Raw genomic sequence first — 26,283 nt, forward strand, 5'->3', positions numbered from 1 at the left:
CTCTCTCATGAGCGTTTGTAGTGCTAAGCACTAGTTCCAAAGAACTTGGCACTCGCCATCAAACGCCCACGCTTATCGGCTGTATATTTTTAATGAACCGGATACCAAAACAGCCTGAGCTACTTTGATTTTCTGACTTAGCTGCGATCAGCTAAGCCTTAAATTATAACAGGCTTTCTAATACCCTGTCAACCTGAAGGTCTTTGCACTTTCTTCACCAGCCACCGTCTCCAGCAACCCGCTACTCTCAGCGCAGCCTTGAATTATATACCGGGTTTTTACCCAATCAAACCCAAAATCACACCTCTTTGCAAACCTTCTTCTCCACCACCCAGACCAACCCAACAGGGACGCCTCTGAACAGCGAAGCCTATGACTATAGCATGGAAAAGTTGACACCTGAAGCAGGTCGTCGATTCTTTGCAAGTCAGCGGAATACTGATTCCCGTCACGACGCTTCGCAAGCGAAATGCACTGCACGGCATGACCCGCCCCCGCCCAACACCAACCGTCAATTGTCGCTCCCCTGATAATCAGCGCCACCATGTCACTTATCACCTTACTGGACGCCCAACTCGCATTTGGGCATGTCGCACTGCTGGATCACGCCGGCTTTTCCCTTGAAACCGCGGAGCGCGTTGGCCTGATCGGGCGCAACGGAGCAGGCAAATCTTCTTTGCTCAAAATTCTGGGGGGATTGGCCAAGCCAGACGATGGCAACCTGCACGTCCAGCAGGGGGTTCGTATCGCCTACGTAGCTCAGGAGCCGACCCTTGATCAGCAAGTCACCATTTTCAAGGCGGTTTCTGAAGGCTTGCAACATGTGATTGCCGTGAGGGACCAATACCTGTCAGGAGCAGATGGACTTGATCTCGACGCGCTGCAGTCCGTGATTGAAGCGTACGACGCATGGAACTGGGAGCAGCGCGTCGAAGAGACGCTGCAACGCCTGCACCTGGATCCGGATGCGATCGTAGGGACGCTCTCCGGCGGCACAAAGAAGCGCGTTGCGCTCGCCCAGGCGTTGGTCACACGGCCGGATGTGCTGCTGCTGGACGAGCCCACCAATCATCTGGATCTTGACTCTATTGAATGGCTGGAGGACTTGCTGCTCGACTTTCCGGGCAGCGTTGTCACGATTACCCATGACCGGGCGTTCCTGGACCGGGTCGCAACCCGGATTGTGGAGCTGGACCGAGGACAGCTGCGCTCGTATCCCGGTAACTTCGCTCAGTACCTTGTGCAGAAGGAAGACCAGCTTGCGCAAGAAGCCGTAATTTCAGCCAAGGCAGACAAACTGCTGGCGCAGGAAGAGGTGTGGATTCGCAGGGGCGTGGAAGCGCGGCGTACCCGCAGCCAAAGCCGAATCAGCCGGCTTGAGCATCTACGCGCTCGTCGCGAGGCGCGGCGAGATGTTGTGGGCAGCGTCAAGATGGATGTCGCTACGGGTTCGCAAAACGGCTACCAGGGAAAAATCGTTGCCGAGCTGACCGGGGTTAGCAAGGCATTTGGCGACAAGACCATTGTTCGAAAATTCAGTGCCACGATCCTGCGCGGTGACAAGGTCGGGCTGATTGGTCCGAACGGTGCGGGAAAAACCACCTTGCTGAAGCTCATCCTGGGTGAACTTCAGCCTGACGAAGGCCAGATCCGCCAGGGTGCCAACTTGCAGGTGGCGTATTTTGACCAGATGCGACACGCGATCAACCTGGATGCCACCCTAGAGGACTTCATCAGCCCCGGCAGCGAGTGGATCGAGATTGGCGGACAGCGCAAGCATGTCAAAAGTTACCTGAGCGATTTCCTGTTTTCCCCGGCACGTGCACATTCACCTGTGAGGTCCCTGTCCGGCGGTGAGCGCAACCGACTATTGCTGGCGCGGCTGTTTGCGCGCCCCGCCAATGTGCTGGTGCTCGACGAGCCGACCAATGACCTGGACATCGACACGCTGGACTTGCTGGAAGATCTGCTGGAATCGTATGAAGGCACCGTATTTCTTGTAAGCCACGACCGCACCTTCCTGGACAACGTGGTAACCAGCACCATCGCTTTCGAAGGCGATGGCAACTGGCGTGAATACGAGGGCGGTGTGCAGGATTGGCTGATCCAATCCAAGCGAAGCCGGGCCCTGACGGCGGCTGCGCCCACGCCGAAGGAGCGCGCGGCACAAAATTTGAGCGAAACAACGGCTGAGCGCCTATCAGATAAGCCTGAGCAGCTATCAAAAAAGAAACTTAGCTACAAAGAGCAACGAGAACTGGATCAATTGCCCCAACGCATCGCCGATCTGGAGGCCGAGCAAAAAACCTTGCAGGATGAGCTGGCCGACGGCAAGGTGTACAGCCAGGACGCCGCCAGGGCAGCTACCCTCCACGCGCGCGAAGGAGAAATTGAGGAGCAACTGATGGCAGCGCTCGAACGCTGGTCAGCGCTTTCCACCTGACATGCTGATTTTTACAGACCGCAAAGCGCTCCCAGCGCTTTGCGGCCAGCATCTCAGATGCGGTGGTGCAGGCGGTCGGTGGCTCCGCGCAACCGCGTGATCAAGGCGGTGGCAATCTGGTTCAACGGAAGCACCTCATCTGCCGCACCGTGGGCAATGGCCTCGCGCGGCATGCCAAACACGATGCAACTCGCTTCATCCTGCACATAGTTGTAGCTGCCTGCGTCCTTCATCTCCTTCATCGCAGCCGCTCCATCGTTGCCCATGCCCGTGAGCATGATGCCGAATGCATTGCGGCCCACCACGGCAGCCGCAGATTTGAAGAGCACCTCCACTGATGGCTTGTGACGATTGACTGGTGCGCCATCGTCCACCACCGCCACATAATTGGCGCCACTGCGCGCCACATGAAACTGGGTGCCACCGGGGGCAATATAGGCATGCCCCGGAAGGATGCGCTCACCATTGACCGCTTCCTTGACCGTGATCTGACACAAGCCATTGAGCCGCGCCGCAAAACTGGTGGTAAAGCCGGGCGGCATGTGCTGGGTGATCACAATCGCTGGCGAGTCTGCCGGCATCTGCACCAGCACTTCGCGAATTGCCTCCGTGCCGCCGGTCGATGCACCGATGCAAATCAGCTTTTCTGTCGACAACCGGCCCAGCAACGCCGTTGCTGGTGCAGGATGAGCAACCCCACCGGACGAAGCGGACGCAGCCACCTCACGCGGCGCAGAACGGCGCACCTGGGCCACCGCGGCCACCCGGATCTTGTCTACGATCAGGGAGGCGAGCTCATTGATTCCGCTCGCCAGCCCCACGCGCGGCTTGGCCACAAAATCCACGGCACCCAACTCCAGCGCTTTCATGGTGACCTCTGCACCGCGCTCTGTCAGGGTGGAAATCATCACCACCGGCATAGGTCGCAAGCGCATCAATCGGCCAAGAAAATCAATGCCGTCCATGCGCGGCATCTCAACGTCCAAGGTGATCACATCGGGGTTCAGTTCGCGAATCATTTCGCGTGCGACCAGTGGATCGTTCGCCGTGCCAACGCACTCCATGTCCCTCTGTCGGTTGATGATTTCCGCGAGCAAGCTGCGCACCAGCGCCGAATCATCCACCACCACCACTCGAATTTTCTTGCTCATTCCCTCACACCTTCCTCAAAACAGATCCACCGAACCACCAGATGTGGTCTTGGCAACGATCGCCGCATTGCCGCGAACCTCCTGAGCCACAAGTGTTTCGGGATGGGTATGGGCCAGCCGCTTGACCATGGCTTTGCCGGTTACGGGGAAAAAAACCACTTTGCGTGGATAGATATCCAGCACGTCCTCAGACATGATGGGAATACGTTCCGTCTGAAGATAGTTCAGCACGAAATTGGTGTTGCGCTCTCCCACATTCATCGTGGTGAAGTTGTGCATGACCTGGGCTCCGCCAAAAATCTTGGCTTGCATCGTCTCACGCCGGGCGCCGAGCTTGAGCATCTCGTTGATCAGCAACTCCATGGCGTAAGACCCATAGCGGCCCGAGGCATCTGCCATATCCCCGTCTGGAAGCATGAAATGGTTCATTCCACCAATGCGGGCTCTGCTGTCCCACAGGCAAGCCGCAATGCATGACCCCAGCACCGTCATGATGATCATGTTCTCGTCCGACACAAAGTATTCACCCGGCAACACCTTCACAGCGTTGTGCTGGAAATGATGGTCGGCGTAAAAAAACGATGCCTCACCAGGTTTGCGCGCCTGGGCTTTCAACCCCTGCAGCGACGACTCTTTCGCAACCGCAGTGCCAGTGGAGTAAACGTCTGCGCTCAAGGGGGCAATGCGCGGCGCACGCCGCCGCTCTGTGGTGTCAAATGCCATGGGAATGGCTCCCTGAAAGACCAGTGGCCAAATGGCGCCGGATCATAGGTTGGTCGTGGAAACTGCGTGGCATCAGTGAGGCTGTCAACGCCGTTCGTACACCGTTTTTCCACGCAGGGTAAAGAGATCCCGTGATTCGCTGAAATTTTCGGCATGGCCAACGAACAACATTCCGCCCGGCTTGAGCACCCGATGGATTCGCTCCAGCACCTTCCGCTGGGTCGGGGCGTCAAAATAAATCATGACATTGCGACAAAAAACCACATCAAAAGGCTCCCGGAAAGGCCAGTCGTCGCGGATCAGGTTCACGCTGATGAACTCGATTGCCTTACGCATCTCGGGTTTGGCGCGAACCATGCCTTCATTGCCGGCCTTTCCACGCAGGAAAAAATGCCGAAGGCGCTCGGGGCTGAGCCCTTTGACGTTGTCCACCCGATAAACACCTTGTGACGCAGTCGCCAGTACGCGCGAGTCGATATCACTGGCCGTCAGCTTGAAAGGCGCATTCGGGCCCAGCGCTTCCAGCGCAGTCATGACAATGGAATAGGGCTCTTCCCCGGTGGATGCTGCATTGCACCAAACCCGCCACGGCGTGCCAGAAGGCTTGCTCTTCAGATGCGCAGCAAAAATTTCAAAATGGTGCTGTTCACGGAAAAATGCCGTCAAATTGGTGGTCAAGGCATTCACGAACTCTTGCCACTCGGGACCGTCATGCTTTTCCAGCCAGCTCAGATACTCGTTAAAGCTCGTATGCCCCGTCTCCCTGAGACGACGCGAGAGTCGGCTGTAAACCATTGCGTGCTTGCCATCGTGCAAACTGATGCCAGCGCGCTGGTAAATGAGCCCCTGGACCCGCGCGAAATCGGCCGTTGTCCAGACAAATTCACGCCCTTGCGAAAGGGGGCCGGAGGACGCCGTTGCAGCAACGGCAGTATCCGCCCTGCCGGAAAGAGTGCGCGTTCGCGCCGCAGTTGAAGCGGTGGCAGTCGAGGACATGTGTTTCCTGTTCGCTCCATAGGGCCAGTGAAAAAACTCACCGGCCTGTGTTTCCCTGGGCCAACATTTGAATGGCCCAATCGTGCTACTCGTCCGTAGTCACCAAACCCATGTCCACACTGGACATCAATTTCTCAATGTCCAGCAGGATGAGCATGCGCTCGCCTACCGAGCCCAGACCCAAGATACAACTGTTGTCGATGGCGCTTTCAATATCGGGGGCGGCGCGAACACTGCCCGAGGCCAGTTCCATGACATCGCTGACCGAGTCCACCACAATCCCGACCACACGCTGACGCAGATTCAGAATGATCACCACCGTAAAGGTGTTGTAGTCGGCCTGGGTGCAGTTGAACTTGATGCGCATGTCCACGATGGGCACGATCGTTCCCCGCAAATTGACCACGCCTTTGATGAACTCTGGTGCATTGGCAATGCGGGTGGGAGGCTCGTAACCCCGAATTTCCTGAACCTTCAGGATGTCGATGCCGTACTCTTCCTGGTCGAGCCTGAACGTCAGATACTCCCGGGCACTGGACGCAGTGGTTTCTTCTGATTTTTCCATCACACTCATGGTGATTCTTCCTTTCAAGACAGCGCCTGCAACAACCGGCGCAGGCGCAAGAATCTAGTGGCGTGCCCGTCGCACCAGCCCACCCGTATCCAGAATAAGGGCCACGGTGCCGTCGCCCAAAATCGTGGCCCCCGACACATTGGGAACTTTGCGATAGTTGGATTCGAGGTTCTTGACTACCACTTGGTGCTGACCCAGCAACTCATCCACCAGCAGGGCGACACGGCTACCGTCTGCTTCCACTACCACCATGATGTTGCTGGACTTGCTGGCGTCGAAGCGAGGTACCTGGAAAATCTTTTCCAGGGCAATCACGGGCATGTATTCGTCCCGCACCTTGACCAACTGCGACCCTTGCGCCACTGTGCTGACATCTTCGGGATTGACCTGGAACGACTCGACCACCGACGACAACGGAAGAATGTAGACCTCGTCGCTGACGCCCACGGACATGCCATCCATGATGGCCAACGTCAGGGGCAGGCGCACGGACACCCTCATCCCGTAGCCTTCTGCCGAATCGATCTCGACCGAGCCGTTGAGCGCCGCAATGTTTCGCTTGACAACGTCCATTCCCACACCACGGCCGGACACGTCCGTAACCTCATCGGCGGTGGAAAATCCCGGTGCAAAGATAAGCTGCCAGACATCGGCGTCACTCATGTGCTCGGACACATCGAGGCCGCGCTCCTGCGCTTTGCTCAGTATCTTTTCGCGCGACAGCCCTTTGCCGTCATCTCGCACCTCGATCACGATCGAGCCGCCCTGGTGAGAGGCTGATAGCGTAATGGTGCCGTGCTCCGGTTTGCCTTTTGCCAGACGATCGGCAGGCATTTCGATGCCGTGATCGCAACTGTTTCGCACCAGGTGAGTCAACGGGTCGGTGATTTTTTCAACCAGACCCTTGTCGAGTTCGGTGGCCTCACCCAGCGTCACAAAATCCACCTTCTTCCCGAGTTTGTTCGCCAGATCACGCAGCATGCGTGGAAAACGGCTGAACACGATCGACATGGGAATCATGCGAATCGACATGACCGATTCCTGAAGATCACGGGTGTTGCGATCAAGATCCGCCAGCCCCGCCAGCAACTGCTGGTAGGCGCCCGCATCAAGGCCTCGGCTGTTTTGCGCAAGCATGGCCTGGGTGATTACCAGCTCACCCACCAGGTTGATCAGCTGATCCACCTTGTTCACAGCCACCCGGATCGTCGTCGATTCCATCTGGGCCTGACTCTGCGCCTTGGGCTCTGCCGCCGTCTTGGCAACCGCTGGCTTGACGCCTGCGGTTACGGGCGGCGCAGCCACCAGCGCGGGGGCGGTCTCGGCGGGCGCGCCAGGCGCATCATGAAAGAAACCATAGGGCACTTCTGCTGCGGTGCCGGCTGGCGCCGCCTGCTCGACTGTTATGGCACCTGACGTCGCTGCGTCGCTGATGGCCACCTGCTCCTTGGCAACATGAAACGCAAAGAGATCCAGCAGATCATCGTTGGTTGATGTGGTTTCAACGGCAAATCGGCGCGTGGCGGGCTCGATAACGGGCAAATCGCTGATAGAACCCAGACCCGGGATGTCTCGGAAGAGCTCCTTGATGGCATCTGCCTGCGCTGGTCGTTCCAGCGGGCCTATCTGGATATGGAGCTGGCGCGGCTGACCGGACAGCACAGCCGGTGCTGGCGCCAGAACGGGCGGCGGCGCTACAACGGCGACCGCAGGAACCACTGCCGGCACCACGGGTGCAGGCACATCCCCCGCTGGAACCCGGCCTGCGGCCAACTCGCTAATGCGGTGCACAAGCTCGGTGGTAGAGACCGCCTCGCCCTGCTCTCCCGCTTGGTGGCGCGCCAACAGACTGCGCGAGGCGTCTGCCGATTCGAGCAATACGTCCACCATTTGCGGAATGGGCTGAAGTTCGTGCCGCCGCAAGCGGTCCAGCAGAGACTCCATCTGGTGCGTCAATTCCGCCACATCGGCAAACCCGAACGTGGCGGCGCCGCCCTTGATGGAGTGCGCGCACCGAAAAATGCCGTTGAGCTCTTCGTCGTTGGCATTGACCAGGTCCAGATTCAGCAGCATATGCTCCATCTGGTCGAGGTTTTCACCTGCTTCTTCGAAAAAGATTTGATAGAACTGGCTCAGATCAAAATCTGCGCCAGATCCCGATCCTTCTTGATAGGTTTCCGCCATGGAGGCTCCTGTTGTCTTGCTTATCCCGGTCCGTGCGGATCAGCGGATAACTTTCTGAATTACTTCAATCAATCGGTTCGGATCGAAAGGTTTTACCAGCCATCCCGTGGCACCTGCGGCACGGCCTGCCTGTTTCATCTGGTCACTGGATTCAGTGGTCAGAATCAGGATGGGAATAGTCTTGAATTTGGGGTGCTCGCGCAGCTTGCGCGTGAGACCAATGCCGTCGAGCCGGGGCATGTTCTGGTCCGCCAGTACGAGGTGGATGTCGTGAGCTTCTGCTTTTTCCAGGGCATCCTGCCCATCCACGGCTTCCACCACATGGTAGCCCGCGCCCGTGAGGGTAAAAGACACCATCTTTCGCATGGAAGGTGAATCATCTACGGCAAGGATCGATTGCATGTAAGGCTCCAACTGACTTGTGTATATAGGTTAACCAGTGATGCGAGCATCAAAACAGATCCACAGAACCCGCATCCATCTCGCTCTGGGTCACGGGATTGGGGCGATCAGGGGCCATTTCAGCAAATGGAGCCACCTCTTCACCCTCTTCGTGCCCCATGGCTTCAGATGCAAGCCGAAAGGCGCAGCCCTGGAGCACCTTGGTGGTATGCCAGATCAACTGAGAAGCCATGTCCTGAAACTGCAACTCGGTCACGGCTTTGCGCAATGCTGCTCGTGCAGCCACCAACTCTGGCGCATCCTTCACCACCGCATCGGACAACGCTGCATTGGCTTCGTCAAAACGCTCCAGCAAGTTGTCGGTGGCGTGGTTCAACAGCCCCTCAAGCCGATGCAAATCATGCATGACCACCAGCAACGAATCCTGCAGTTCCGCTGCCACCATGACGGGGACCTGTACTCCGGGGCCTCCGGAGGGTGTGAGCGTAGATTGCATCGTTTTCCATCCCGGCAAATATTGCAAAGCACGCGAAAAAATGGGCCCTGCGGAATCGATTGCCAAGCACCAGACTTACACCTTACAAGGTGCTGCCCATCTGGCACCTCGCGCCGCACATGCCCCACGAGATAACACTATTTGTTCCAATATGTATCCTATGATAGCGCTCCTATGGTCAAAGCAATACAAGACCATCACCTAAAAATCCTTCATCTTGAGGATTCTCTCGCCGACCACGGGCTTGCCAAAGCTGCCTTGCGACGCTCGGGGATGGCATGCACGGTTCAGCACGTCGACACGCTAGAGGCCTTTCAGACCCTGACGGCACACCATTCGTTCGACATCATTCTGGCGGACTACCGTTTGGCAGGTTTTACGGCGCTTGATGCGTGGCAGCATGTTGCGCAATTGCATCAACATCCGCCTTTTGTCCTGCTCTCCGGGGCCATCGGGGAGGCCGCAGCAGTTGACGCCATGCGGCTGGGAATTGCGGATTATCTTTCCAAGGATGACATGGCTCGCCTGCCCCATGTCATATCCCGGGCGTTGGAGGTGCACGAGGCGAGAATAACGCGCGAACAGGCGGTGGCCGAACTGGCCGCCTCCCAAAGACGCCTGGCAGACCTGACCGAGCACCTTCAAACCTCCATTGAGCAAGAGCGTGCAGCAATCGCCCGGGAGATCCACGACGATATCGGGGGAGCCCTCACGGCTGTCCGGTTTGATCTTGCCTGGATCGGGCGCCACGCCCAGGATCGCGCGATGCAGGAGCACGCCACGGCCGCAGCTGACATGCTCCAGCATGCCATTGGCGCCAGCCAGCGCATCATGATGAACTTGCGCCCACCCATCCTTGATCAGGGCCTGGTCGCCGCCGTTCAGTGGTTGGCCAGCAGTTTCGAGCGCCGCACCGGCGTCACAACCGTGGTCCGCACAAGCAGCGGGGCCGTGGACATTCCTGCCGAAGTTCAGTTGGTAGCCTATCGCACCGCTCAGGAAGCACTGACCAACGTTGCAAAATATGCTGCGGCCCAGTCCGTTCACATCGAACTTGCAGACAGCGAAGGCGTATTGACACTGGAGGTCGCCGACGACGGGTGCGGAATTGAACCCGCCATGCGCGAAAAACCCAAGGCTTTTGGGCTGAAGGGGCTGCAGGAGCGCGCACGCACCGTGAACGGCTGGCTGGACATCAGCAGCCACCCCGGAAAAGGCACCAGCGTGATTCTTTCCGTTCCCCTTGCATCGCGCCACAATGCACCAGACGAAGGAGCCTCACAGTGATTCATGTTGTGTTGTGCGATGACCATGCTGTCTTGCGCCGCGGCATACGCGATACGCTGGCAGAGGCGCCAGACATCCTTGTCACCGGCGAGGCGGGTGGTTACTCGGAATTGCGCGAAGTGCTGCGTGCCGCCCCATGCGATGTACTGCTGCTGGACTTGAACATGCCGGGGCGCAGCGGCCTCGAAGTGCTGGCCAGCGTGCGCGAAACCCACTCCGCCATCAAGGTGCTGGTGGTTTCGATGTATCCGGAAGACCAGTATGCGCTGCGCTGTCTGCGTGCCGGCGCACAGGGTTATGCCAACAAGGCAAGTGACCCCGTCGAGCTCATTGCGGCCGTGCGCACCGTGATGCAGGGGCGCAAATACCTCACCCCCGAAGTCGCCCAAATGCTGGCGGAAAGCCTCGCACAACCAGCGCCCGAAGTGCCCCATGCAGCGCTCTCCGAGCGGGAACTGCAGACGCTGGTCAAGATTGCCTCGGGACGCAAGCTTTCGGATATCGCTGAAGAATTGATGCTCAGTCCCAAGACCGTCAGCGTATACCGCTCCCGCGTTCTTGAAAAGCTCAAGCTCACCAACAATGCTGAACTGACGGTCTACGCCATCCGCAACGAACTGGTTTGACGCCTTTGGCTAGCGCTGAGCCGCAAAAAGATCCATGACCTGTTGCATCAGGGTCAGCACTGGCTGCTCCAGCATGGGCAATGTGGCGGCAATGCCGAGCAAGCCGACTGTCAGCGTCACAGGAAAACCCACCGCGTAGATATTCATCTGCGGGGCCACGCGGGAAATGATGCCCAAGGTCAGGTTGACAAAGGTCAGCAGCGCGATCATTGGCAGCGCAATCCACAAGGCGCTGGAGAACAGCGATGCTCCCAGTTCGTGCAAGCGCATCTGCCCCAGTGCCTGCAGAAAATTTCCGTCGGCGGGAAAGCTGTCAAAACTCTTGACTACGGCCATCAGCACCATCAGGTGCCCGTTGATGACCACAAAGAGCAAGGTCGCCATGTTTCCGAAAAATCGCGCGACAGCGCTGACCTGCGCGTTGCTCGCCGGGTCGAAGAACGAAGCGAAATTCAGGCCCATTTGCAGACCGATGATTTCGCCCGCCAGCTCCACGGCCGAAAAAACCAGCCGCACTGCGAATCCAATGGCCAGGCCCACCACCACCTGCTGAGCAACGGCCCCCAAGGCCTCGCGCCCGTTCACACTGATCACCGGCTGGTCCGTCAAAACCGCCTGCGCGCACAGTGCGACCAGAAAAGCCAGCCCCACCTTGACCCGCATGGGAATGGCACGCATGGAAAACACGGGGGCCACCGTAAAAACGGCCAGCACACGCAAAAACGGCCAAAGAATGGGTGAAATCCAGGCAACCAGCTGTGCCTCGGTGAAAGTGATCACGAAAACCCCACCGGGGAGGACTGACGCACTGAAACCCCGTGAAAGGTGCTTTTCGCACGTTCTGGAGAGCTCTCGCCAGCCGCGCAGCCCGGATACATGACCACATCACCCGTCAGTTGACGCAACATGCTCACCTTCCGCGCACCTTAGGCCAAATCACCCGATCACCGACGGAATCGATTCAATGGTCCGGCGGATGTAATCCACCAGCGTACTGATCATCCACGGACCAGCCACCGCAAAGACCACCATGGCAGCAATGAGCTTGGGAACAAAGGCCAGGGTTGCCTCTTGGATCTGCGTCACCGCCTGAAAGATACTGACCAGCAAGCCAACCGCCATCACAACGCTCAGCACGGGCATGGCGATCATCAATAGCAGGGTAAGCGCCTCGCGCCCCATGGTCAAAACCAGCTGAGAGGTCATAACACGGCTTCCTCAGGTCACAAAACTGGCGGCCAGTGAGCCAATCAGCAAATTCCAGCCATCTGCCAGGACAAACAGCATGAGCTTGAATGGCAACGCCACCAGCACCGGCGACAGCATCATCATGCCCAAGGACATCAGGATGCTGGACACCACCATGTCAATGACCAGGAAGGGAATGAAAATCATGAACCCGATCTGGAATGCCGACTTGAGCTCGCTCGTCACAAACGCCGGCACCAGCACGCGCAGGGGCGCCGTTTCGGCCGTGACCGATGCGTCCAGCCGCGCAAGGCGAGAAAACAGCGCAAAGTCGGACTGGCGGGTCTGCTTGAGCATGAACTCCCGCATCGGGGCCTCTGCCTTTTCCAGCGCCGCCTCAAAACTGATGGCGTTGGTGGTGTACGGCACATAGGCGTCCTTGTAGACGCGGTCCAGCGTGGGCCCCATGACAAAGAACGTGAGAAACAACGACAAGCCGATGATGACCTGATTGGGCGGAGCAGACTGCGTGCCCAGGGCCTGGCGCAACAGCGACAACACAATGACGATGCGGGTGAATCCCGTCATCATCAAAAGCACCGCCGGCAAGAATGACAGCGCCGTGAAGAACAGCAATGTCTGTATAGGTACGGAAAAGCTGGTTCCCGCGTTGCCCGATCCGACGAGCAGGGGCAACGAACCGCCACTTTGAGCGATGGCCGGCACATGAACCATGGTCAGCGCGCAAAACCCCACCAGCCATACCACCGGGCGCGATGCACCCCAAGCCCTGTTGCGGCATCCACCGGCCAATTCAGACATGGGAGGCCTTTTCGGGGGGTTGTGCGGCCAGCGCCATTGCACCGGCAAACGAGGCCGCAGGAGCTCCCTGCTGGTGGGCAGGGGATCCGATGACATGCAGACAGGTGATGCTCTGGGTCGTCACCCCCAACACCAGACACGCACGGGCCCCTTCCGGCCCCACCTCCACGGTCACCACGCGCTGCTGTGGCCCAACCGCCACGGCCGAGAGCACGCGAGACGAAGCGCCCCCAGGGGCAACACCTGCCGCCTGGCGCAACTGCACGCGCCGCACCAGCCACGGCAACGCCGCCATGGCAGCCACAAACAGCACCACAATGACAAGCGTCTGGGTCATGCCAGCACTATCCACGGCTGACCCGCCGCAGGCGCTCCGATGGCGTCACCACATCGGTGAGACGAATACCGAACTTGTCGTTGACCACCACCACCTCACCCTGTGCAATCAGATAGCCGTTGACCAGCACATCCATAGGCTCACCCGCCAGCGCATCGAGCTCGACCACCGATCCCTGGGCCAGCTGCAGGATGTACTTGATGGGCACCTTGGTGCGCCCCAGCTCCACAGACAGCTGCACGGGAATGTCGAGCACCATGTTGATGTCATTGACCGTTCCGTCCCCTGCGCCAGAGAACGGGCGAACCGGTTCGCCCGACAACGGACCACCCTGCTCCGCATCACCGGGCTTGTCATCGGTGCGCTTTTGCTCTTCCAGCGCCTCGGCCCAACCAGCAAACGGATCGTCCGCACTGTTGTCTTTACCGTCGTTGTTGTCTTCAGTGGACATCTTTTTCTCCAAGCCAGCTCATATCCGCATTGCGCAGGCATTCTTCAATGCGAATCGCATATTTGGAATTGTGGGTGCCATACTGGCACTCAAAAATAGGCACTCCCCCAATGGAGGCCCGAATACGGGGTTCCCTGTCCAGCTCGATGAAATCGCCGGGCTTCATGGCCAGCAGTTGTTCCACGGTGGCGTCCGCCCGCGCCAGCTCCGCCACCAAGGTGACTTCGGCCGCCTGGATTTCGCGGGTCAGAACCCGCACCCAGCGGCGATCCACCTCGATCGAGTCACCCTGCGTGGATGAATACAGCACATCCCGGATCGGCTCCAGGGTCGCATAGGGCATGCAGATGTGGATGGCGCCAGACAGGTCGCCAATTTCCAGCTGAAAGGCCGTGGACACCACAATTTCGCTGGGCGTCGCGATGTTCGCGAACTGGGGCTGCATTTCCGATCGCTGGTATTCCAGTTCCAGCGGATAGATACCGTGCCACGCCTTCTTGTATTCGGTGCAGATGACATCCACCAGCCGGTTGATCACGCGCTGCTCGGTGGGGGAAAAATCACGCCCCTCGATCCGGGTTTGAAACTTGCCCACACCACCATACAGCGTGTCGATGATGCCGAACACCAGCGAGGGTTCACACACGATCAGCCCACTGCCTCGCAACGGCCGAATAGCCACAATGTTGAAGTTGGTGGGAACCGCCAGCTCGCGCAGAAAAGCGCTGTAGCGCTGCACCGAAACGGTGCCCACGGATATCTCGGGGCTGCGGCGGATGAAGTTGAACAACCCGATGCGGAAGTTGCGCGCAAACCGCTCGTTGACGATTTCCATCGTCGGCATGCGGCCACGAACAATACGCTCCTGGCTGGAGATGTCGTAGTTGCGGACGGCCCCCGCCTCGGCGACCTCCTCTACCGATTTCTGACTCTCTCCGGTGACCCCTTCCAGAAGGGCATCTACCTCTTCCTGGGATAGAAACGAATCACTCATGGGGAAATCCTTGCCAGCTCACTGGATGATGAAACTGGAAAACAACACCCGCTGTACAGGGTTCTTATCAACCTTGCGACGCGCAGCGGACTCTTCAGAATCATCGTCCTGCACCTCGCGACGGGGCTTGGACGACGACACCGAATAACCCAGCGGACGGGAGACCTCTCGCAGGATATCGGCGGCCAGTTTTTCCTTGCCCTCGCGCTGCAAGAGCTCTTCCGAGGTGCGCTGCGAGGTGAGCATGAGAATTCCGCTGCGGATACTGGGCAGGTACTGCTTGATCTGGTCGGCCGTCTTGGCATCCGAAACTTCGAGCGTGATACCGATTTGCGCAAAACGGTCGCCACCCGGGTCGGCAAGATTGACCACCATGTTTTCCATGGGCAGGAAAGTGGGCACCACCTTGACCGCCTCCTTGCGCACTGGTTCGGCACCTTCTTCATCCTCGGCAGCCTGCGACCGGCTGGCAAGGAACCATGCGGCGCCAGCGCCCACAATGACCAGCAAGACAAGCACTGCGCCGATCACGATCAGCTTCTTGCTTTTGGCCTTGACCGGTGCGGCGGCGGGAGGAGTGGCAGACACGTTGAAAATTCCTTGGGGTAGAAAGCAGACAGCGCCCGCGCCCGAAGGAACGCAAGATCAACTGGAAACCCATTATTGGGCGAAGGGCCGACCAATAATAGCCAGAATAAAAGCCCAAAACCACGGCATTCCACCACCTCAGCCCGCAAACGCTGCGGGAGCGGGCGTTAAAAATCCTTGCGCCCGTCCGCAATCTCAGCGCCTCGGAGCCAGGACATCACACAAAGATGTCCACCGCACGGTCAGATGCGCCGCCGTTGTGTCGCGCCGTTACCGCTGCGGACGGCACGGACGCCACCACTTGCGCACGCCGCTCACCGCCCCGGCCCTGGCGCTGTCCGGAATCGTTCGGCGAAGCGCCATCCCGCGCCGTTGTGCCCACCGTCGTGCCGGCCAACACGAGGCCCTCGTTGTGCAGCAAATCCCGCAACTGGGCCATGCTCGAATCCAGCAACTCACGGGTCTGCGCCTGGTCGCTGCGAAACGTCACATGGGCCTCACTGCCCGAGAGTGACACGGTCACCTGCACCGCCTGTCCATCGCGGTCCAGCGTCATTTCTGCATTCTGCGTTTTCTGGTTCACCCAGTAGGCGACCTGGTCTGCAATCTGCTCTTCGGACCCCACCTGCGTGGGATCCGAAAATACTGCGGCACCCTCTACGCCTGCCGTCTCCGGGCCCGCCTGCACAGCGCCCGAGCTACCCCACGCCGCGTCTGCGGACGGGCGTCCACCGGCGTCACCACTGGTGGCGCTGCCTCCGCGCTGGGACAACCGGCTTTCAGCAAAGAGATCCAGGGCTGGGGCTCCTGCCGCACCGCCCAGGCCTCCCAGCAAATCGCTCCCGCCACGCGATCCGGCCTCGGCCAGTGGCCCGCCCACCACCCGCGCATCCACCCCCGCCTGCGCGCCCTGCGTTGCGGAGAAAGCCGTCACCAGGGCCTGCTTCTTATCTGCCCCGTTGGCGGCAGCCGTGGCGGCAGCGACCAAGCCAGACACCTCGCCCCTTCCTTGAGACAGCGCATTGTGGTGGCGCGAGAACATGCGGCCATAACCCACCGCAGGTCCATTGGGCGGCTTCGCGCCAGCGGCCTCTGCCGCGCCATCCAGCATCGCCGTCTGCGCCACCAGCCCATCGGCTGCCGCATGCCAATCGGTCCCGGCCAACCCGGACATGGCCCCACCGCCAGCCGCCACCGCAGTTCCCGGATGCGCGCCAGGCGCCAGAAGGCCTTGCCAGGCAGCCAGTGATGCAGAGTCCGCGTTGACAGGCGAAAGGGCCGCTGAGCTGTCCGATGATGGCCCATCACCTGCAAGCGTGCCATCCAAAGACGCCAACAAAGCCAGAAACCCCCCCTGTGCCGACGGATCCACGGGGCCACCCGCTTGCTGCGCCTGGGATTTTCCGCGCGCGGACTGGGTGCCCTGGGCGCCCTGACTACCCTGTGGACCAGAGATGCGTGTTGATTCCATTGTCAATACTCCTGCCCCGGCGGGCCATTGATCGCATTGCGCACCTGCATCGAGGCGCGCTCATCGGTTTGCTTTTGTTCGCGGCGCATCTGCTGGCGCTCGTGGTCCTGCTGGCGCTTTTCCACCACCTTGCGCAGGCTGGCCAGGCGCAGCTCGGCCTCCAGCAACGTGCGGGTGGCGTCTTGCACCCGGCTGGCGTGGTCACCCACAACACCCGTCTGCAGGCCCATGGCGTGGCCCAGGCGGTCCATGAACTGGTAATGATGGAACATCACCTCGGGCTGCACTGCGGCGTCCACACGCATTCCCCAGCGCCCTTCTGTTTCCCGGGCGTAGCCCTGCAACTGGGCCAGCTGGTCTTGCGCGGCTTGCTGCGCGCCCTGGGCGTCCTGCAACAGCCGCCGGGCCTCATCGCGCTTGCGCAAGGCCACATCCACGGCAACCGTCAGTGCGTTGAGGTTTGACATGTCTGTTGTACTCCCGTGCGTCAGCGGCCCAGCACTGCCGCCATGGCGTGGAGGCTTTGCTCCATAGCGGCAGCATCAAACATGTCCTGCTGCAGGAAGGCGGCCATCTGGGGTTGCAGGCGGATTGCTTCATCCAGGGCCGGGTCGGAGCCGCTCATGTACGCGCCCACCTGCACCAGATCCCGGCTTTTCTGGTAGCGCGAATACACCGCGCGAAAACGCCTTGCCAGGTCAAAATGCTCTCGAGAAACCACGTTGTGCATCACCCGCGAGGCAGACTGCTCGATATCGATGGCCGGGAAATGCCCGGTTTCGGCCAGCGCCCGCGACAGCACGATGTGCCCGTCCAGAATGGCCCGCGCCGCATCGGCAATAGGGTCTTGCTGGTCATCGCCCTCCGACAGCACGGTGTAAAACGCGGTGATGGAGCCCACGCCATGCAGCCCGTTGCCGCTGCGCTCCACCAGTGCAGGCAGCTTGGCAAAACACGACGGTGGATAGCCCTTGGTGGCCGGTGGCTCGCCAATGGCCAGCGCGATCTCCCGCTGGGCCATGGCATAGCGGGTGAGCGAATCCATGAGCAGCAGCACATGCTTGCCCTTGTCGCGAAAATGCTCTGCCACGGCCGTGGCATAGGCCGCCCCCTGCATGCGCAAGAGCGGCGGCGCATCGGCCGGCGCCGCCACCACCACCGAGCGTGCGCGGCCATCCGCGCCCAGAATGTCTTCGACAAATTCCTTGACCTCGCGCCCGCGCTCGCCAATCAGCCCCACCACGATCACATCGGCCTGGGTGTAGCGGGCCATCATGCCCAGCAACACACTTTTGCCCACGCCCGAACCCGCAAACAAACCCAGCCGCTGCCCCCGCCCCACGGTCAGCAGCGCATTGATGGCGCGCACGCCGGTGTCCAGGGGCTCACGCACCGGGTCACGGTCCATGGCATTGATCTGTCGGCGGTCCATGGGCTCGGAGACCACGTTCTGCACCGGGCCGCCGTGGTCCAGCGGCAAACCCTGCGAATCCACCACGCGTCCGAGCAATCCGTCGCCCATCGGCAGCCGCAGCACGCCAGCGCGGTGCACCGGGCGCGGGGGCTCGCCCAGACGGGGCATGGGAATGTAAGGCGCCGCAGGCACCACGCTGGCCCCGCTGGACAGGCCGTGGATGTCCCCAGCGGGCATCAAGAAAGCCCGGTCGGCAGAAAACCCCACCACCTCGGCCAGGATGGGTGTGTGGCCCGGCATCTGCACCATGCACTGCGAACCCACCGGCACCCGAATGCCCGCGGCCTCCAGCACCAAACCCGTCAGGCGGGTGAGCGTGCCCCGCGTTTCCAGCGGAACTGGGGCCTGCACGCGTTCCCGGGCGTCTTCCATGAAATCGGCCCAGGCAGAACGGGTGTCAGTGGTCATCGCCATCACCACCGTCCTGCCACGCCGATTCGAGCCCCAGCGCCGCCACAGCGCGCTGCCAGCGCTTGTCCAGGCTGCCGTCCACCACTGTACCGGCCGACTCCACCAGGCAGCCCCCGGCTGGCACTGCGGCGTCTGCCATCCACTGCACGGCGGCACCATCAAACTCTTCGCGCAAAGGCGCTGCCAGCGTTTCCAGGTCGGCAGGATTCAGGCGCACCAGCGCCGGGCGCCCCTCGGTCAGCAGCATGCCCACGGCTTCGCGCACCACGGGCTGCACCGCGTTGGGATTGACCGACAGTTCGTGGCGCAGCACCTGGCGGGCAATGTCACAGGCCAGGTGCAGCATGTCTTGCGCCATGTGCTGCTGCATGTCGGCCAGCGATGCCTGCAGCGACTGGACCACGGCATTGAGCCTCTCGGCCGCTTCTTGCCCCTGGTTCGCCACATAGTCGTCCATGCGACGCTGCCACTCCAGCGCGGCCTGCGCCTCGCCCTGGGCCACACCCTTGGCGTAGGCTTCGTCGCAGGCCTGCTGCACCAGGGCCTGCTGCTGCGCTTCAGTGAGCGCGGGCGGCAGCTCTGGCGCGGCCTCGGATTCGGGTGCGGGCTCTGCCAGGTCAGAGCCATCCACCGCGCCGAACTTCCAGTGGGTGACATCCCCCACCTCTTCGCTGGGGATGAAGCGGGAATACGCCCGCTGGTTAGACGAAGGCATCATCACCGCCACCGCCGATCACAATCTGCCCCTCGTCCGAGAGGCGGCGCACTGTCTTGAGGATTTCCTTTTGCTGGGCTTCCACTTCCGACAGGCGCATGGGGCCGCGCGACTCCAGGTCTTCGCGCAGGGCATCTGCCGCGCGGGTGGACATGTTGGACAGGAATTTCTCGCGCAACTCGGGCACCGCGCCCTTGAGGGCCACGATCAGCGTCTCCGACGCCACTTCGCGCAGCACCGTCTGGATGGCCTTGTCATCGAGCTTGAGCACATCCTCGAACACGAACATCTTGTCCATGATCTTCTGGGCCAGATCGGGGTCGTATCCGCGAATGGATTCGAGCACCACGCTGTCCATGTTGCCGGCCAGCATGTTGATGATCTCGGCCGCCGCCTTGACGCCGCCCAGCGAGCTCTTGCGGATCTTGTCGCCCCCCGCCAGCACCTTGAACAGCACCTCGTTCAGGTCTTTCAGCGCGGTCGGCTGTATGCCTTCGAGGGTGGCCACGCGCAGCAGCACTTCACTGCGCTGTCGGTCCGTGAAATTCATCAACACGGCAGCGGCCTGGTCGGAATCCAGGTGCACCAGAATGGCCGCCACGATCTGGGGATGCTCGTTGCGCAGCAGTTCTGCCACCGACAGGGGGTCCATCCACTTCAGGCTTTCGATGCCCGAGACATCGCCGCCCTGCAAAATGCGGTCGATCAGCAGCCCGGCCTTGTCATCGCCGAGCGCCCGCTTGAGCACCGCGCGCACATAGTTGCTGGTGTCGGACACCAGCAGGCTTTGCGCCGCTGCGGCATCCGAAAACCGGTTGATGACCATGTCCACCTTGTCGCGCGACACTGAACGCATGCGCGCAATGGTCTCGCCCAGCTTTTGCACCTCTTTGGGCGAGAAGTGCTTGAACACTTCGGCCGCCTCCTCCTCGCCGAGGGACATCAGCATGATGGCGGCGTCGTTGAGGCCCTGCTCATCCATAGATAAGTTGTCCGTTCAGTTCCGGGATCAGACGGGTTCGCCGTTCACCCAGGTTTTCAGAATATTGGCCACGGCCATGGGGTTCTCCTTGGCCAGCACGCGCGCATCTTCCAGGCGCAGCTGCTCGGGCGACAAGGGCAACAGCTCGTTTTTCTTGGCAGGTGCCGGCAAGGCGGGCCGCTCGGGCTGCTCGGCCTCCAGGGCGTCCAGCGTGCCACCCGCCATCGGAATGGCCCGGGGCCGCGCGCCCCCCTTGAGGGCCGGGCGCACCAGCCCCAGCAAGACCAGGGCGGCAAACAGCACCGCCCCGACCGGCCAGGCGAACGTCTTGGCCAGGTCCACCACTTCGGGCTGCTTCCACAGCGGCACATCGTTGACCGGCGCCACATCCACCTGGAACGGCGTGTTCATCAGGTTGACCGAATCCCCGCGCTCCTTGTTGAAGCCAATGGTTTCGCGCACCAGCGCCGTCATTTGTTCGAGCTGCTCGGGCGTCAGCGCCTTGGCCACGGTCTTGCCCTTGTCTTCGGCCGACTGGTAGTTCACCACCACCGCGGCGCTCAGGCGCTTGACGGCACCGCTGCCGCCCCGCGTCACGCGGACGGTCTTGTCCACCTCGTAATTGATAACCGACTCGCGCCGCCCCCCTGCGCCCAATGCGCCCTGCTGCTGGCCGTTGGCGGCCGCCAGGGGCGGGTTGGCGCCGTTGATGGGCGCGGCAGAAGGCGCCGGCGGCTGGTTCGAGGCCGCACCGGGCACGCCGGTGGGCAGCGCAGCGCCCTGGGGGCCATTGCTTTCCACCACCTGCTGGCTGCGGATGGCGCTGGCATCGGCGGCCAGGTTGGGGCGGTGCTGCTCGGATGTGGATTCGGTCTGACTGAAGTCCACCTCGGCAGACACCTGCGCCTTGACGTTGTTGCGCCCCACCACGGGCTCCAGGATGTCCATGATGCGGCGCGCATATTGCTGCTCGATCTGCTGCACATACAAAAGCTGCTGCGCATCCACGCCCGAGCCCGACGCGGTGTCGGGCGACTGCGACAGCAGCTTGCCCGTGTCGTCGAGCACGCTCACGGCCGAGGGCGCCAGCTCGGGCACGCTCGATGCCACCAGATGCACGATGCCCGCCAGTTGCGCCCGATCGAGCACGCGACCCGGGTGCAGACTCACCAGCACCGAGGCCGAAGGCTTTTGCTGCTCGCGGAAAAACCCGTTCTGGTTGGGCAGCGCCAGGTGCACTCGCGCCCCCTGCACCGACGACAGCGCCTGGATGGAACGGGTGAGCTCCCCCTCCAGCCCGCGCTGAAAGTTCAGCCGCTCCTGGAACTGCGTCATGCCGAACTTGCTCGACTCCATCAGCTCGAAACCCGCCACCGACCCCTTGGGCAGCCCCTGGGTGGCCAGGCGCAGGCGCACGTCGTGCACGCGGTCGGCCGGAATCAAAATGGCGCCGCCGCCATCGGCGTGCTTGTAGGGCACGTTCATCTGCGACAGCTGGGCCACGATGGCGCCGCCGTCCTTGTCATTCAGGTTGGCAAACAGCACCCGGTAGTCGGGCTGGCGGCCCAGCACAATGGCCGCAATGGCCACCGCCACCAGCAGCGCCACCCCCACACCCAGCCGCATGCGCTGCGCCCGGTCGAGCGCCGACAGGCGCTGCAGCCAGCCAGAGCTTGCGGGGGGAGTGACGGGGATTTCAGCAACTGCAGACATTTCGCTTTCCAGTAGGGCGGGCCGATCAAACGGTCCTGGCGTTGGTTCGATTATTCGGGCGCATCACCCGGATGTTCGCTGGATAAGCCGCGCATTTGACCATCATTTCCCCCGGATGGCCGGCGCCCCAGGCCCTAGTATTGCGACATCCCCCCTTCCCGCACCACACCGCCATGGACCTCCGCATACCAAGCTCTACCGCCCCCCTGTCGGGTGCCGGCCTGGCGCGCCGTGCTGCAGCGCCGCAAAACGAAGGCAACTACGTCGGGTTTTCCGGGGCACTCAAAGGCGCACTGCAATCGGTCAGCGCCGCCCAGAACCACGCCACCGGCCTGCAGCACGAAGTGCAGATGGAAAACCCGTCTGTCAGCCTGGAGCAGACCATGGTGGCCATCCAGAAAGCGCAAATCGGCTTTCAGGCCACGCTGCATGTGCGCAACCGCATGGTGCAGGCCTATACCGACATCATGAACATGCAGGTCTGAGCGGCCGCGAGCCGCTCATCTGGTCCCTGCTGGTCACGCCACCCGCGGTGGCGACCATCCAGCCACTCCGTTTTTCATAGCTATCAGCGCCTGTCTGATAAGCGCTACAGTCGAATTTTGATCAAAGAAAAGCCACCCTGATCCAGAGTGGCTTTTTTCGTGCCCCGGGAATACATTGCGGCCTTCGCACGGGAGAGCTATTATTTTGATAGCTGTTTGCGCTTATCACAAAAGGGCTGGAGGCACATTTCGCTCAAAAACCAACCTCAGCACCCGGTCGCACCTTAATGCACCATCTGCGGCTGGCCTTCGAACATGTGCTCCACCTGCGCCAACCAGGGCTCGGCCAGGCAGCGGATCTGGGCGTCGTTGCGCAAGATGCGCTGCATGATGCGCGTCTTTTCGCGCTTGTGTTCGGGCAGCAGCTCGTGCTCTTGCGCCTTGAAGCGCAACTGCTCGATCAGCACCGCGCAGGTGCCCTCGTAGCGCACCACACCGTCCCAGTCCTTGCTTTGGGCGGCTTGCAGCATCTTGGCGCTGCTGTCTTCGATGGCTTTGTAGTAGTCAATCAGCATGTGTGACATGGTTCAGGCTCCCGCGCCCTGGGCGGCTGCGCCGTTGTTGGGGCCGATTTCGCTCCAGCTTTGCGCCACGGGAGTAATCAGGCTCACCACCTCTTCCACCAGCGCAAGGTCATTGCGCATGTTGGCCAGGGTAAGGCGGCTAACACAGTAGTCGTACAACGCGGCCAGGTTGCTGGCAATTTCGCCGCCCTGCGCGGGGTTGAGGCCGCCCTTGAGGCCTTCTTCCAGAATGCGCACGGCCTTGCCGATCTGGCGGCCTTTTTCGGCAATATCGCCGCGCTGCAACGCGCCGCGCGCGGCGTTAAGCGACTGGATGAGGCCATCAAACAGCATCTTGATCAGCGTGTGCGGCGAAGCGCCATCCACGCCGGACTGAACGCCCACTTGCCGATAGGCCGAGGCTGCGCGAGAACTGACGGGGGTGTACATCAACGGCTCCTTCATGTGCTACTTGTTGTTATTCATATCGGCAATTGCTGGGAAAACTCAAGCAAATTTCATAGCACTTCAGAAACACGAGAGACGGTACGCCTAGCCTGAAAAAAAACTTTTTGCATGATTAGCTAAAAGTCTCAGATGCCCTGCCCCTTAGTCCGTTCGGGCGAATCCCGTCGACGCCAGGGCGCCAAATTACCCAAATCAATCCTTGCTATTGTTCCACTGGGTCACCTGCTGGGCTACATAGCTGTTGAGCGCACTCAGACTGCCCAGGTTGGCATCTAGCCGACCATACTGCGCCAGCAGTTGCTCCTCGCGCCGACTGGCGCGGTCCGCCACCCGCTGCTGGTCGTCGGTATTGCGCTTGACTGCGCTCTGGATGGATTTGGTCTTGGTGGCAAACAGGCCGTCCGCGCCCAGCATCCCGGCCGCAAAGTCCTTGATGCGGGTCGCCATTCCGTCCGATGACGTGCCCGCTTCATCGGCGGAAAAAAACGACTTGAGCGCATCGGGTTTGGCCATGGCAGCGTCGAGTTTGGTTGCGTCGACTTTCAAGGTACCGTCGGACTGAAACTGCACGCCGATGTCAGACAACCTGCCAAACTCACCGCCGGGTGCGCCCATTCCGCCCACAAGCTGGCGCAGCGCAGACTGCAGGCCCACCGCCGTCGAGTCACCTTGCAGCGTGCCAGCAGACTTGTCGGCCGGGTTATAGCGCGTCATCGCCGCCAGCGCGTTGTTAAGGGCGTTGTATGACTCCACAAATGCCGTGATGTTGGCGCGCCCCCCAGCCGTGTCGCGCTTGACTCCGATCTCGACTGGCGAAGTAGTCACCTGGGCGACGGTGAGTGTCAGCCCGTCAATGGCGTCGGTGAAGGTAGTGTTCTTTGATTTCACCTCCACCCCGTTGATCGTGGCCAACGTGTCGCGCGCGGACTGCGTCAGTGATAAGCCATTGCTGCCGTTCTCCGGATCGAAGGCCAGGCGCGAAAGCCCGGCGCCGTCGGCATTGTTGCCGTCATCGTCCATCGCCTGGATGCGAAACCCCGACTCTTCACCGGTGGCGCTAGAGCGCACCAGCAAACGCTCGCCGGCCGCGTCGCGCAGCACGGTGGCATTGACGCCCGCATTGGCGGCATTGATTTTGGCGGCCACTTTGGCCAGCGTATCGTCGGCAGCTGTGATGTCGATCGAAACCTCAGGGGCGGCCCCCGGCGCAAACGTTGCCGAGCCGTCGGTCACATCAGGGGTGAAGTCGCCCTTGCTCCAGGCGCCCAACTGAATCTTGAGCGAGCCCGTTCCCACCGCTGCCCCGGAGCCCAAAACCGCAGACCCTGCCGACTGGGCGCGGGCGAGCTGGTTGACCTCCATGCTGAACGCTGTGGGCGCTGCAGCCGAGGTGGCGGTGCCCACCACGGCACCTGAGTTGCTGGAACTCACCGCCATAGTGTCCCAGCTGGAGGGGGTGGCCAGTTTGGTGGCTTGGTCCTGCAGGTTGGCAATTTGCGATTTCAGCTGGCCATAGGCCGACAATCGTGCGCTCAGCCCAGACGCCCTGACCTGCAATTGCTGCAGCGGCTGTCTTTCAAGCGCTACCATTTTGGCAACGATGCCCTGCACATCCAGGCCACTGCCTATGCCGGGGGATGAAATGCCCATGTCGATCTCCTGTTGCGGTCACGCAGAACCGGTTTTGACGCTGCGCAGCCTGTAGGTCGCGCAGCTCTAACCGAACGCAGTCCCTACACTTTATCGGCAAAGGCACACGGAACTTGAATCGCTCTGCGCTGCGCGCTCAGCCCTGCAACAGCTTGAGCACGTTTTGTGGCAACTGGTTGGCCTGCGCCACCATGGCGGTGCCCGCCTGCTGCAGAATCTGTGCGCGGCTCAAGTTGGCGGTTTCCTGCGCAAAATCGGCATCCATGATGCGACTGCGCGAAGCGCTCAGGTTTTCACTGTTTGTCTGCAGGTTATCAATGGTCGAACTAAAGCGGTTCTGGATGGCACCCAGCGCAGCGCGGGACGAATTGATGGCCGTCAGCGCCGCGTCAATCGACGCCAATGCCGTATTGGCACCAGCCACATCCGAAATATCAACGTTTGCAATGGCCGTTCCTGCCAGTGCAACGGTGTTAGTGGCTACTGTCAGCCCCGAATTGGCTATGGTGCCTGCAATGTCCAACTCACCACCCTCCACACCAGAGTAGGTCACCTTGTAGCCCGACTCTGCCGTACCCGCTGCAGCCACGCCAGTCGCGGCCGACCGTCTGCAGCCGTCAGCTTGATGCCCGTGCCGTCGTCTGTAGCAGTAACCCCTGTGGCAGCCGAAATATCGTTGATTCCCTTGAGCACATTGGCACGGCTGGTTGCAGCATCAAGCGTCGTGGTGATGGAAGCTGTCGTCACACCATTGATGGTAATGGTGCCGGTCAAAGCCGCTGGTGTCATGGCCGCAGCAGCCACAGTCGTAGGCCCGGTGATTTCTGCACGCACACCTGCAATGCCGGCCGCATTGATCGCATTGACCATGGTTTTGGCGTCGGCCGCAACCGAAGTTGCCGACCCGATCGCCTTGCCGTTGATATTGATGGCCGACAGGTTCACATTCGTGGTTCCGTCCAGGGCACCAGCGGTTACGGACGCTTTGTATTCTTGCCCCAGCGTGCCGGTGCGTGCACTTGAAATCTTGTCGATCGTGATGGTTTGCCCTGCATTGGCTCCCACCTGAAATGCCTGACTGGTGAAGTT

The 26,283-nt window shown here is 60.9% G+C and carries 28 protein-coding genes and 1 pseudogene; 4 read left to right on the forward strand and 25 right to left on the reverse strand.

Going from position 1 to position 26,283, the window contains the following annotated elements; translation table 11 throughout:
- Positions 1–544: 544 nt before the first annotated feature.
- The gene (locus B7Y64_RS16250) at positions 545–2,443 is read left to right on the forward strand and encodes an ATP-binding cassette domain-containing protein (protein WP_024813997.1); all 1,899 of its coding nucleotides are present in this window, start codon (positions 545–547) and stop codon (positions 2,441–2,443) included.
- A 53-nt stretch (positions 2,444–2,496) separates the two neighbouring features.
- Here the strand turns inward: B7Y64_RS16250 and B7Y64_RS16255 are convergent, their stop codons facing one another.
- The 7 genes from B7Y64_RS16255 to B7Y64_RS16285 form a co-directional block, all read right to left on the reverse strand.
- Positions 2,497–3,594, reverse strand: coding sequence for a chemotaxis response regulator protein-glutamate methylesterase (locus tag B7Y64_RS16255; protein WP_291325118.1), 1,098 nt, complete (start codon positions 3,592–3,594; stop codon positions 2,497–2,499).
- Positions 3,595–3,609: 15 nt separating this feature from the next.
- Positions 3,610–4,317, reverse strand: a complete 708-nt coding sequence (gene cheD, locus B7Y64_RS16260) for a chemoreceptor glutamine deamidase CheD (RefSeq protein ID WP_051463464.1) — start codon at positions 4,315–4,317, stop codon at positions 3,610–3,612.
- Positions 4,318–4,401: 84 nt separating this feature from the next.
- Positions 4,402–5,313, reverse strand: a complete 912-nt coding sequence (locus B7Y64_RS16265; protein WP_024813994.1) for a CheR family methyltransferase — start codon at positions 5,311–5,313, stop codon at positions 4,402–4,404.
- Between the two features lie 85 nt (positions 5,314–5,398).
- The gene (locus B7Y64_RS16270; protein ID WP_024813993.1) at positions 5,399–5,887 is read right to left on the reverse strand and encodes a chemotaxis protein CheW; all 489 of its coding nucleotides are present in this window, start codon (positions 5,885–5,887) and stop codon (positions 5,399–5,401) included.
- A 54-nt stretch (positions 5,888–5,941) separates the two neighbouring features.
- Entirely contained in the window at positions 5,942–8,071 is a 2,130-nt protein-coding gene (locus tag B7Y64_RS16275) for a chemotaxis protein CheW (protein WP_291325119.1), read from the reverse strand.
- Positions 8,072–8,110: 39 nt separating this feature from the next.
- Positions 8,111–8,473, reverse strand: coding sequence for a response regulator (locus B7Y64_RS16280; protein ID WP_024813991.1), 363 nt, complete (start codon positions 8,471–8,473; stop codon positions 8,111–8,113).
- A gap of 49 nt (positions 8,474–8,522) precedes the next feature.
- Complete coding sequence (locus B7Y64_RS16285; RefSeq protein ID WP_291325144.1) at positions 8,523–8,969, reverse strand: hypothetical protein; 447 nt, start codon at positions 8,967–8,969, stop codon at positions 8,523–8,525.
- A gap of 174 nt (positions 8,970–9,143) precedes the next feature.
- Here B7Y64_RS16285 and B7Y64_RS16290 point away from each other — a divergent pair, with 174 nt between their 5' ends.
- A complete protein-coding gene (locus tag B7Y64_RS16290) occupies positions 9,144–10,256 on the forward strand; it encodes an ATP-binding protein (protein ID WP_291325121.1) in 1,113 nt (370 codons plus the stop codon).
- Positions 10,253–10,882 carry a response regulator transcription factor gene (locus B7Y64_RS16295; RefSeq protein WP_024813988.1) on the forward strand — a complete coding sequence of 210 codons (630 nt, stop codon included), beginning with the start codon at positions 10,253–10,255 and terminating at the stop codon, positions 10,880–10,882. The genes B7Y64_RS16290 and B7Y64_RS16295 overlap by 4 nt, the downstream gene beginning before the upstream one ends.
- Before the next feature lie 9 nt (positions 10,883–10,891).
- Here the strand turns inward: B7Y64_RS16295 and fliR are convergent, their stop codons facing one another.
- The 13 genes from fliR to fliF all read right to left on the reverse strand — a co-directional run bounded on the left by fliR (position 10,892) and on the right by fliF (position 22,028).
- Complete coding sequence (fliR, locus tag B7Y64_RS16300; protein WP_291325122.1) at positions 10,892–11,662, reverse strand: flagellar biosynthetic protein FliR; 771 nt, start codon at positions 11,660–11,662, stop codon at positions 10,892–10,894.
- A 156-nt stretch (positions 11,663–11,818) separates the two neighbouring features.
- A complete protein-coding gene (gene fliQ / locus B7Y64_RS16305) occupies positions 11,819–12,088 on the reverse strand; it encodes a flagellar biosynthesis protein FliQ (RefSeq protein WP_291325123.1) in 270 nt (89 codons plus the stop codon).
- Between the two features lie 12 nt (positions 12,089–12,100).
- Positions 12,101–12,805, reverse strand: coding sequence for a flagellar type III secretion system pore protein FliP (gene fliP, locus B7Y64_RS16310; RefSeq protein ID WP_291325146.1), 705 nt, complete (start codon positions 12,803–12,805; stop codon positions 12,101–12,103).
- A 79-nt stretch (positions 12,806–12,884) separates the two neighbouring features.
- Positions 12,885–13,229 (reverse strand): flagellar biosynthetic protein FliO, encoded by a 345-nt coding sequence (locus B7Y64_RS16315; protein ID WP_291325124.1) that lies wholly within the window; start codon positions 13,227–13,229, stop codon positions 12,885–12,887.
- A 7-nt stretch (positions 13,230–13,236) separates the two neighbouring features.
- Positions 13,237–13,680 carry a flagellar motor switch protein FliN gene (fliN, locus tag B7Y64_RS16320; protein ID WP_024813983.1) on the reverse strand — a complete coding sequence of 148 codons (444 nt, stop codon included), beginning with the start codon at positions 13,678–13,680 and terminating at the stop codon, positions 13,237–13,239.
- Positions 13,670–14,674, reverse strand: coding sequence for a flagellar motor switch protein FliM (gene fliM, locus B7Y64_RS16325; RefSeq protein ID WP_024813982.1), 1,005 nt, complete (start codon positions 14,672–14,674; stop codon positions 13,670–13,672). Before fliM ends, fliN begins: the two co-directional genes overlap by 11 nt.
- Before the next feature lie 18 nt (positions 14,675–14,692).
- Complete coding sequence (locus B7Y64_RS16330) at positions 14,693–15,262, reverse strand: flagellar basal body-associated FliL family protein (RefSeq protein WP_291325126.1); 570 nt, start codon at positions 15,260–15,262, stop codon at positions 14,693–14,695.
- A gap of 217 nt (positions 15,263–15,479) precedes the next feature.
- The gene (locus tag B7Y64_RS16335) at positions 15,480–16,436 is read right to left on the reverse strand and encodes a flagellar hook-length control protein FliK (RefSeq protein ID WP_291325128.1); all 957 of its coding nucleotides are present in this window, start codon (positions 16,434–16,436) and stop codon (positions 15,480–15,482) included.
- 299 nt (positions 16,437–16,735) lie between these two features.
- The gene (gene fliJ, locus B7Y64_RS16340; RefSeq protein WP_291325130.1) at positions 16,736–17,200 is read right to left on the reverse strand and encodes a flagellar export protein FliJ; all 465 of its coding nucleotides are present in this window, start codon (positions 17,198–17,200) and stop codon (positions 16,736–16,738) included.
- 20 nt (positions 17,201–17,220) lie between these two features.
- Positions 17,221–18,615 (reverse strand): flagellar protein export ATPase FliI, encoded by a 1,395-nt coding sequence (gene fliI, locus B7Y64_RS16345; protein ID WP_291325148.1) that lies wholly within the window; start codon positions 18,613–18,615, stop codon positions 17,221–17,223.
- The gene (locus B7Y64_RS16350) at positions 18,605–19,336 is read right to left on the reverse strand and encodes a flagellar assembly protein FliH (protein ID WP_291329406.1); all 732 of its coding nucleotides are present in this window, start codon (positions 19,334–19,336) and stop codon (positions 18,605–18,607) included. The genes fliI and B7Y64_RS16350 overlap by 11 nt, the downstream gene beginning before the upstream one ends.
- Positions 19,320–20,315, reverse strand: coding sequence for a flagellar motor switch protein FliG (gene fliG, locus B7Y64_RS16355; protein ID WP_291325132.1), 996 nt, complete (start codon positions 20,313–20,315; stop codon positions 19,320–19,322). Before fliG ends, B7Y64_RS16350 begins: the two co-directional genes overlap by 17 nt.
- A gap of 27 nt (positions 20,316–20,342) precedes the next feature.
- Entirely contained in the window at positions 20,343–22,028 is a 1,686-nt protein-coding gene (fliF, locus tag B7Y64_RS16360; protein ID WP_291325134.1) for a flagellar basal-body MS-ring/collar protein FliF, read from the reverse strand.
- 173 nt (positions 22,029–22,201) lie between these two features.
- Here fliF and fliE point away from each other — a divergent pair, with 173 nt between their 5' ends.
- Entirely contained in the window at positions 22,202–22,513 is a 312-nt protein-coding gene (fliE, locus tag B7Y64_RS16365) for a flagellar hook-basal body complex protein FliE (protein WP_291325136.1), read from the forward strand.
- A gap of 284 nt (positions 22,514–22,797) precedes the next feature.
- Here fliE and B7Y64_RS16370 read toward each other — a convergent pair whose 3' ends face one another.
- The 5 genes and pseudogenes from B7Y64_RS16370 to B7Y64_RS16390 form a co-directional block, all read right to left on the reverse strand.
- Positions 22,798–23,097 (reverse strand): flagellar protein FliT, encoded by a 300-nt coding sequence (locus B7Y64_RS16370; RefSeq protein ID WP_024813974.1) that lies wholly within the window; start codon positions 23,095–23,097, stop codon positions 22,798–22,800.
- Between the two features lie 3 nt (positions 23,098–23,100).
- The gene (gene fliS, locus B7Y64_RS16375; RefSeq protein ID WP_291325138.1) at positions 23,101–23,526 is read right to left on the reverse strand and encodes a flagellar export chaperone FliS; all 426 of its coding nucleotides are present in this window, start codon (positions 23,524–23,526) and stop codon (positions 23,101–23,103) included.
- A gap of 210 nt (positions 23,527–23,736) precedes the next feature.
- Positions 23,737–25,194, reverse strand: a complete 1,458-nt coding sequence (gene fliD, locus B7Y64_RS16380) for a flagellar filament capping protein FliD (protein WP_291325140.1) — start codon at positions 25,192–25,194, stop codon at positions 23,737–23,739.
- 136 nt (positions 25,195–25,330) lie between these two features.
- The gene (locus B7Y64_RS16385; RefSeq protein WP_291329408.1) at positions 25,331–25,747 is read right to left on the reverse strand and encodes a flagellin; all 417 of its coding nucleotides are present in this window, start codon (positions 25,745–25,747) and stop codon (positions 25,331–25,333) included.
- Positions 25,744–26,283, reverse strand: a pseudogene (locus B7Y64_RS16390) (hypothetical protein); the annotation flags it as partial. The gene B7Y64_RS16385 and the pseudogene B7Y64_RS16390, both read right to left, overlap by 4 nt.

The sequence above is a fragment of the Acidovorax sp. 35-64-16 genome (genome assembly GCF_002281195.1).
Lineage (GTDB): Bacteria > Pseudomonadota > Gammaproteobacteria > Burkholderiales > Burkholderiaceae_C > Acidovorax > Acidovorax defluvii.

Coding starts and splice junctions, on each gene's coding strand:
- B7Y64_RS16250 (WP_024813997.1), top strand. CDS start 545: ATGTCACTTATCACCTTACTGGACGCCCAACTCGCATTTGGGCATGTC.
- B7Y64_RS16255 (WP_291325118.1), bottom strand. CDS start 3,594: ATGAGCAAGAAAATTCGAGTGGTGGTGGTGGATGATTCGGCGCTGGTG.
- cheD (WP_051463464.1), bottom strand. CDS start 4,317: ATGGCATTTGACACCACAGAGCGGCGGCGTGCGCCGCGCATTGCCCCC.
- B7Y64_RS16265 (WP_024813994.1), bottom strand. CDS start 5,313: ATGTCCTCGACTGCCACCGCTTCAACTGCGGCGCGAACGCGCACTCTT.
- B7Y64_RS16270 (WP_024813993.1), bottom strand. CDS start 5,887: ATGAGTGTGATGGAAAAATCAGAAGAAACCACTGCGTCCAGTGCCCGG.
- B7Y64_RS16275 (WP_291325119.1), bottom strand. CDS start 8,071: ATGGCGGAAACCTATCAAGAAGGATCGGGATCTGGCGCAGATTTTGAT.
- B7Y64_RS16280 (WP_024813991.1), bottom strand. CDS start 8,473: ATGCAATCGATCCTTGCCGTAGATGATTCACCTTCCATGCGAAAGATG.
- B7Y64_RS16285 (WP_291325144.1), bottom strand. CDS start 8,969: ATGCAATCTACGCTCACACCCTCCGGAGGCCCCGGAGTACAGGTCCCC.
- B7Y64_RS16290 (WP_291325121.1), top strand. CDS start 9,144: ATGGTCAAAGCAATACAAGACCATCACCTAAAAATCCTTCATCTTGAG.
- fliQ (WP_291325123.1), bottom strand. CDS start 12,088: ATGACCTCTCAGCTGGTTTTGACCATGGGGCGCGAGGCGCTTACCCTG.
- fliP (WP_291325146.1), bottom strand. CDS start 12,805: ATGGTTCATGTGCCGGCCATCGCTCAAAGTGGCGGTTCGTTGCCCCTG.
- B7Y64_RS16315 (WP_291325124.1), bottom strand. CDS start 13,229: ATGACCCAGACGCTTGTCATTGTGGTGCTGTTTGTGGCTGCCATGGCG.
- fliN (WP_024813983.1), bottom strand. CDS start 13,680: ATGTCCACTGAAGACAACAACGACGGTAAAGACAACAGTGCGGACGAT.
- fliM (WP_024813982.1), bottom strand. CDS start 14,674: ATGAGTGATTCGTTTCTATCCCAGGAAGAGGTAGATGCCCTTCTGGAA.
- B7Y64_RS16335 (WP_291325128.1), bottom strand. CDS start 16,436: ATGTCCGGGTTGGCCGGGACCGATTGGCATGCGGCAGCCGATGGGCTG.
- fliJ (WP_291325130.1), bottom strand. CDS start 17,200: ATGTCAAACCTCAACGCACTGACGGTTGCCGTGGATGTGGCCTTGCGC.
- fliI (WP_291325148.1), bottom strand. CDS start 18,615: ATGACCACTGACACCCGTTCTGCCTGGGCCGATTTCATGGAAGACGCC.
- B7Y64_RS16350 (WP_291329406.1), bottom strand. CDS start 19,336: ATGATGCCTTCGTCTAACCAGCGGGCGTATTCCCGCTTCATCCCCAGC.
- fliG (WP_291325132.1), bottom strand. CDS start 20,315: ATGGATGAGCAGGGCCTCAACGACGCCGCCATCATGCTGATGTCCCTC.
- fliF (WP_291325134.1), bottom strand. CDS start 22,028: ATGTCTGCAGTTGCTGAAATCCCCGTCACTCCCCCCGCAAGCTCTGGC.
- fliE (WP_291325136.1), top strand. CDS start 22,202: ATGGACCTCCGCATACCAAGCTCTACCGCCCCCCTGTCGGGTGCCGGC.
- B7Y64_RS16370 (WP_024813974.1), bottom strand. CDS start 23,097: ATGTCACACATGCTGATTGACTACTACAAAGCCATCGAAGACAGCAGC.
- fliS (WP_291325138.1), bottom strand. CDS start 23,526: ATGTACACCCCCGTCAGTTCTCGCGCAGCCTCGGCCTATCGGCAAGTG.
- fliD (WP_291325140.1), bottom strand. CDS start 25,194: ATGGGCATTTCATCCCCCGGCATAGGCAGTGGCCTGGATGTGCAGGGC.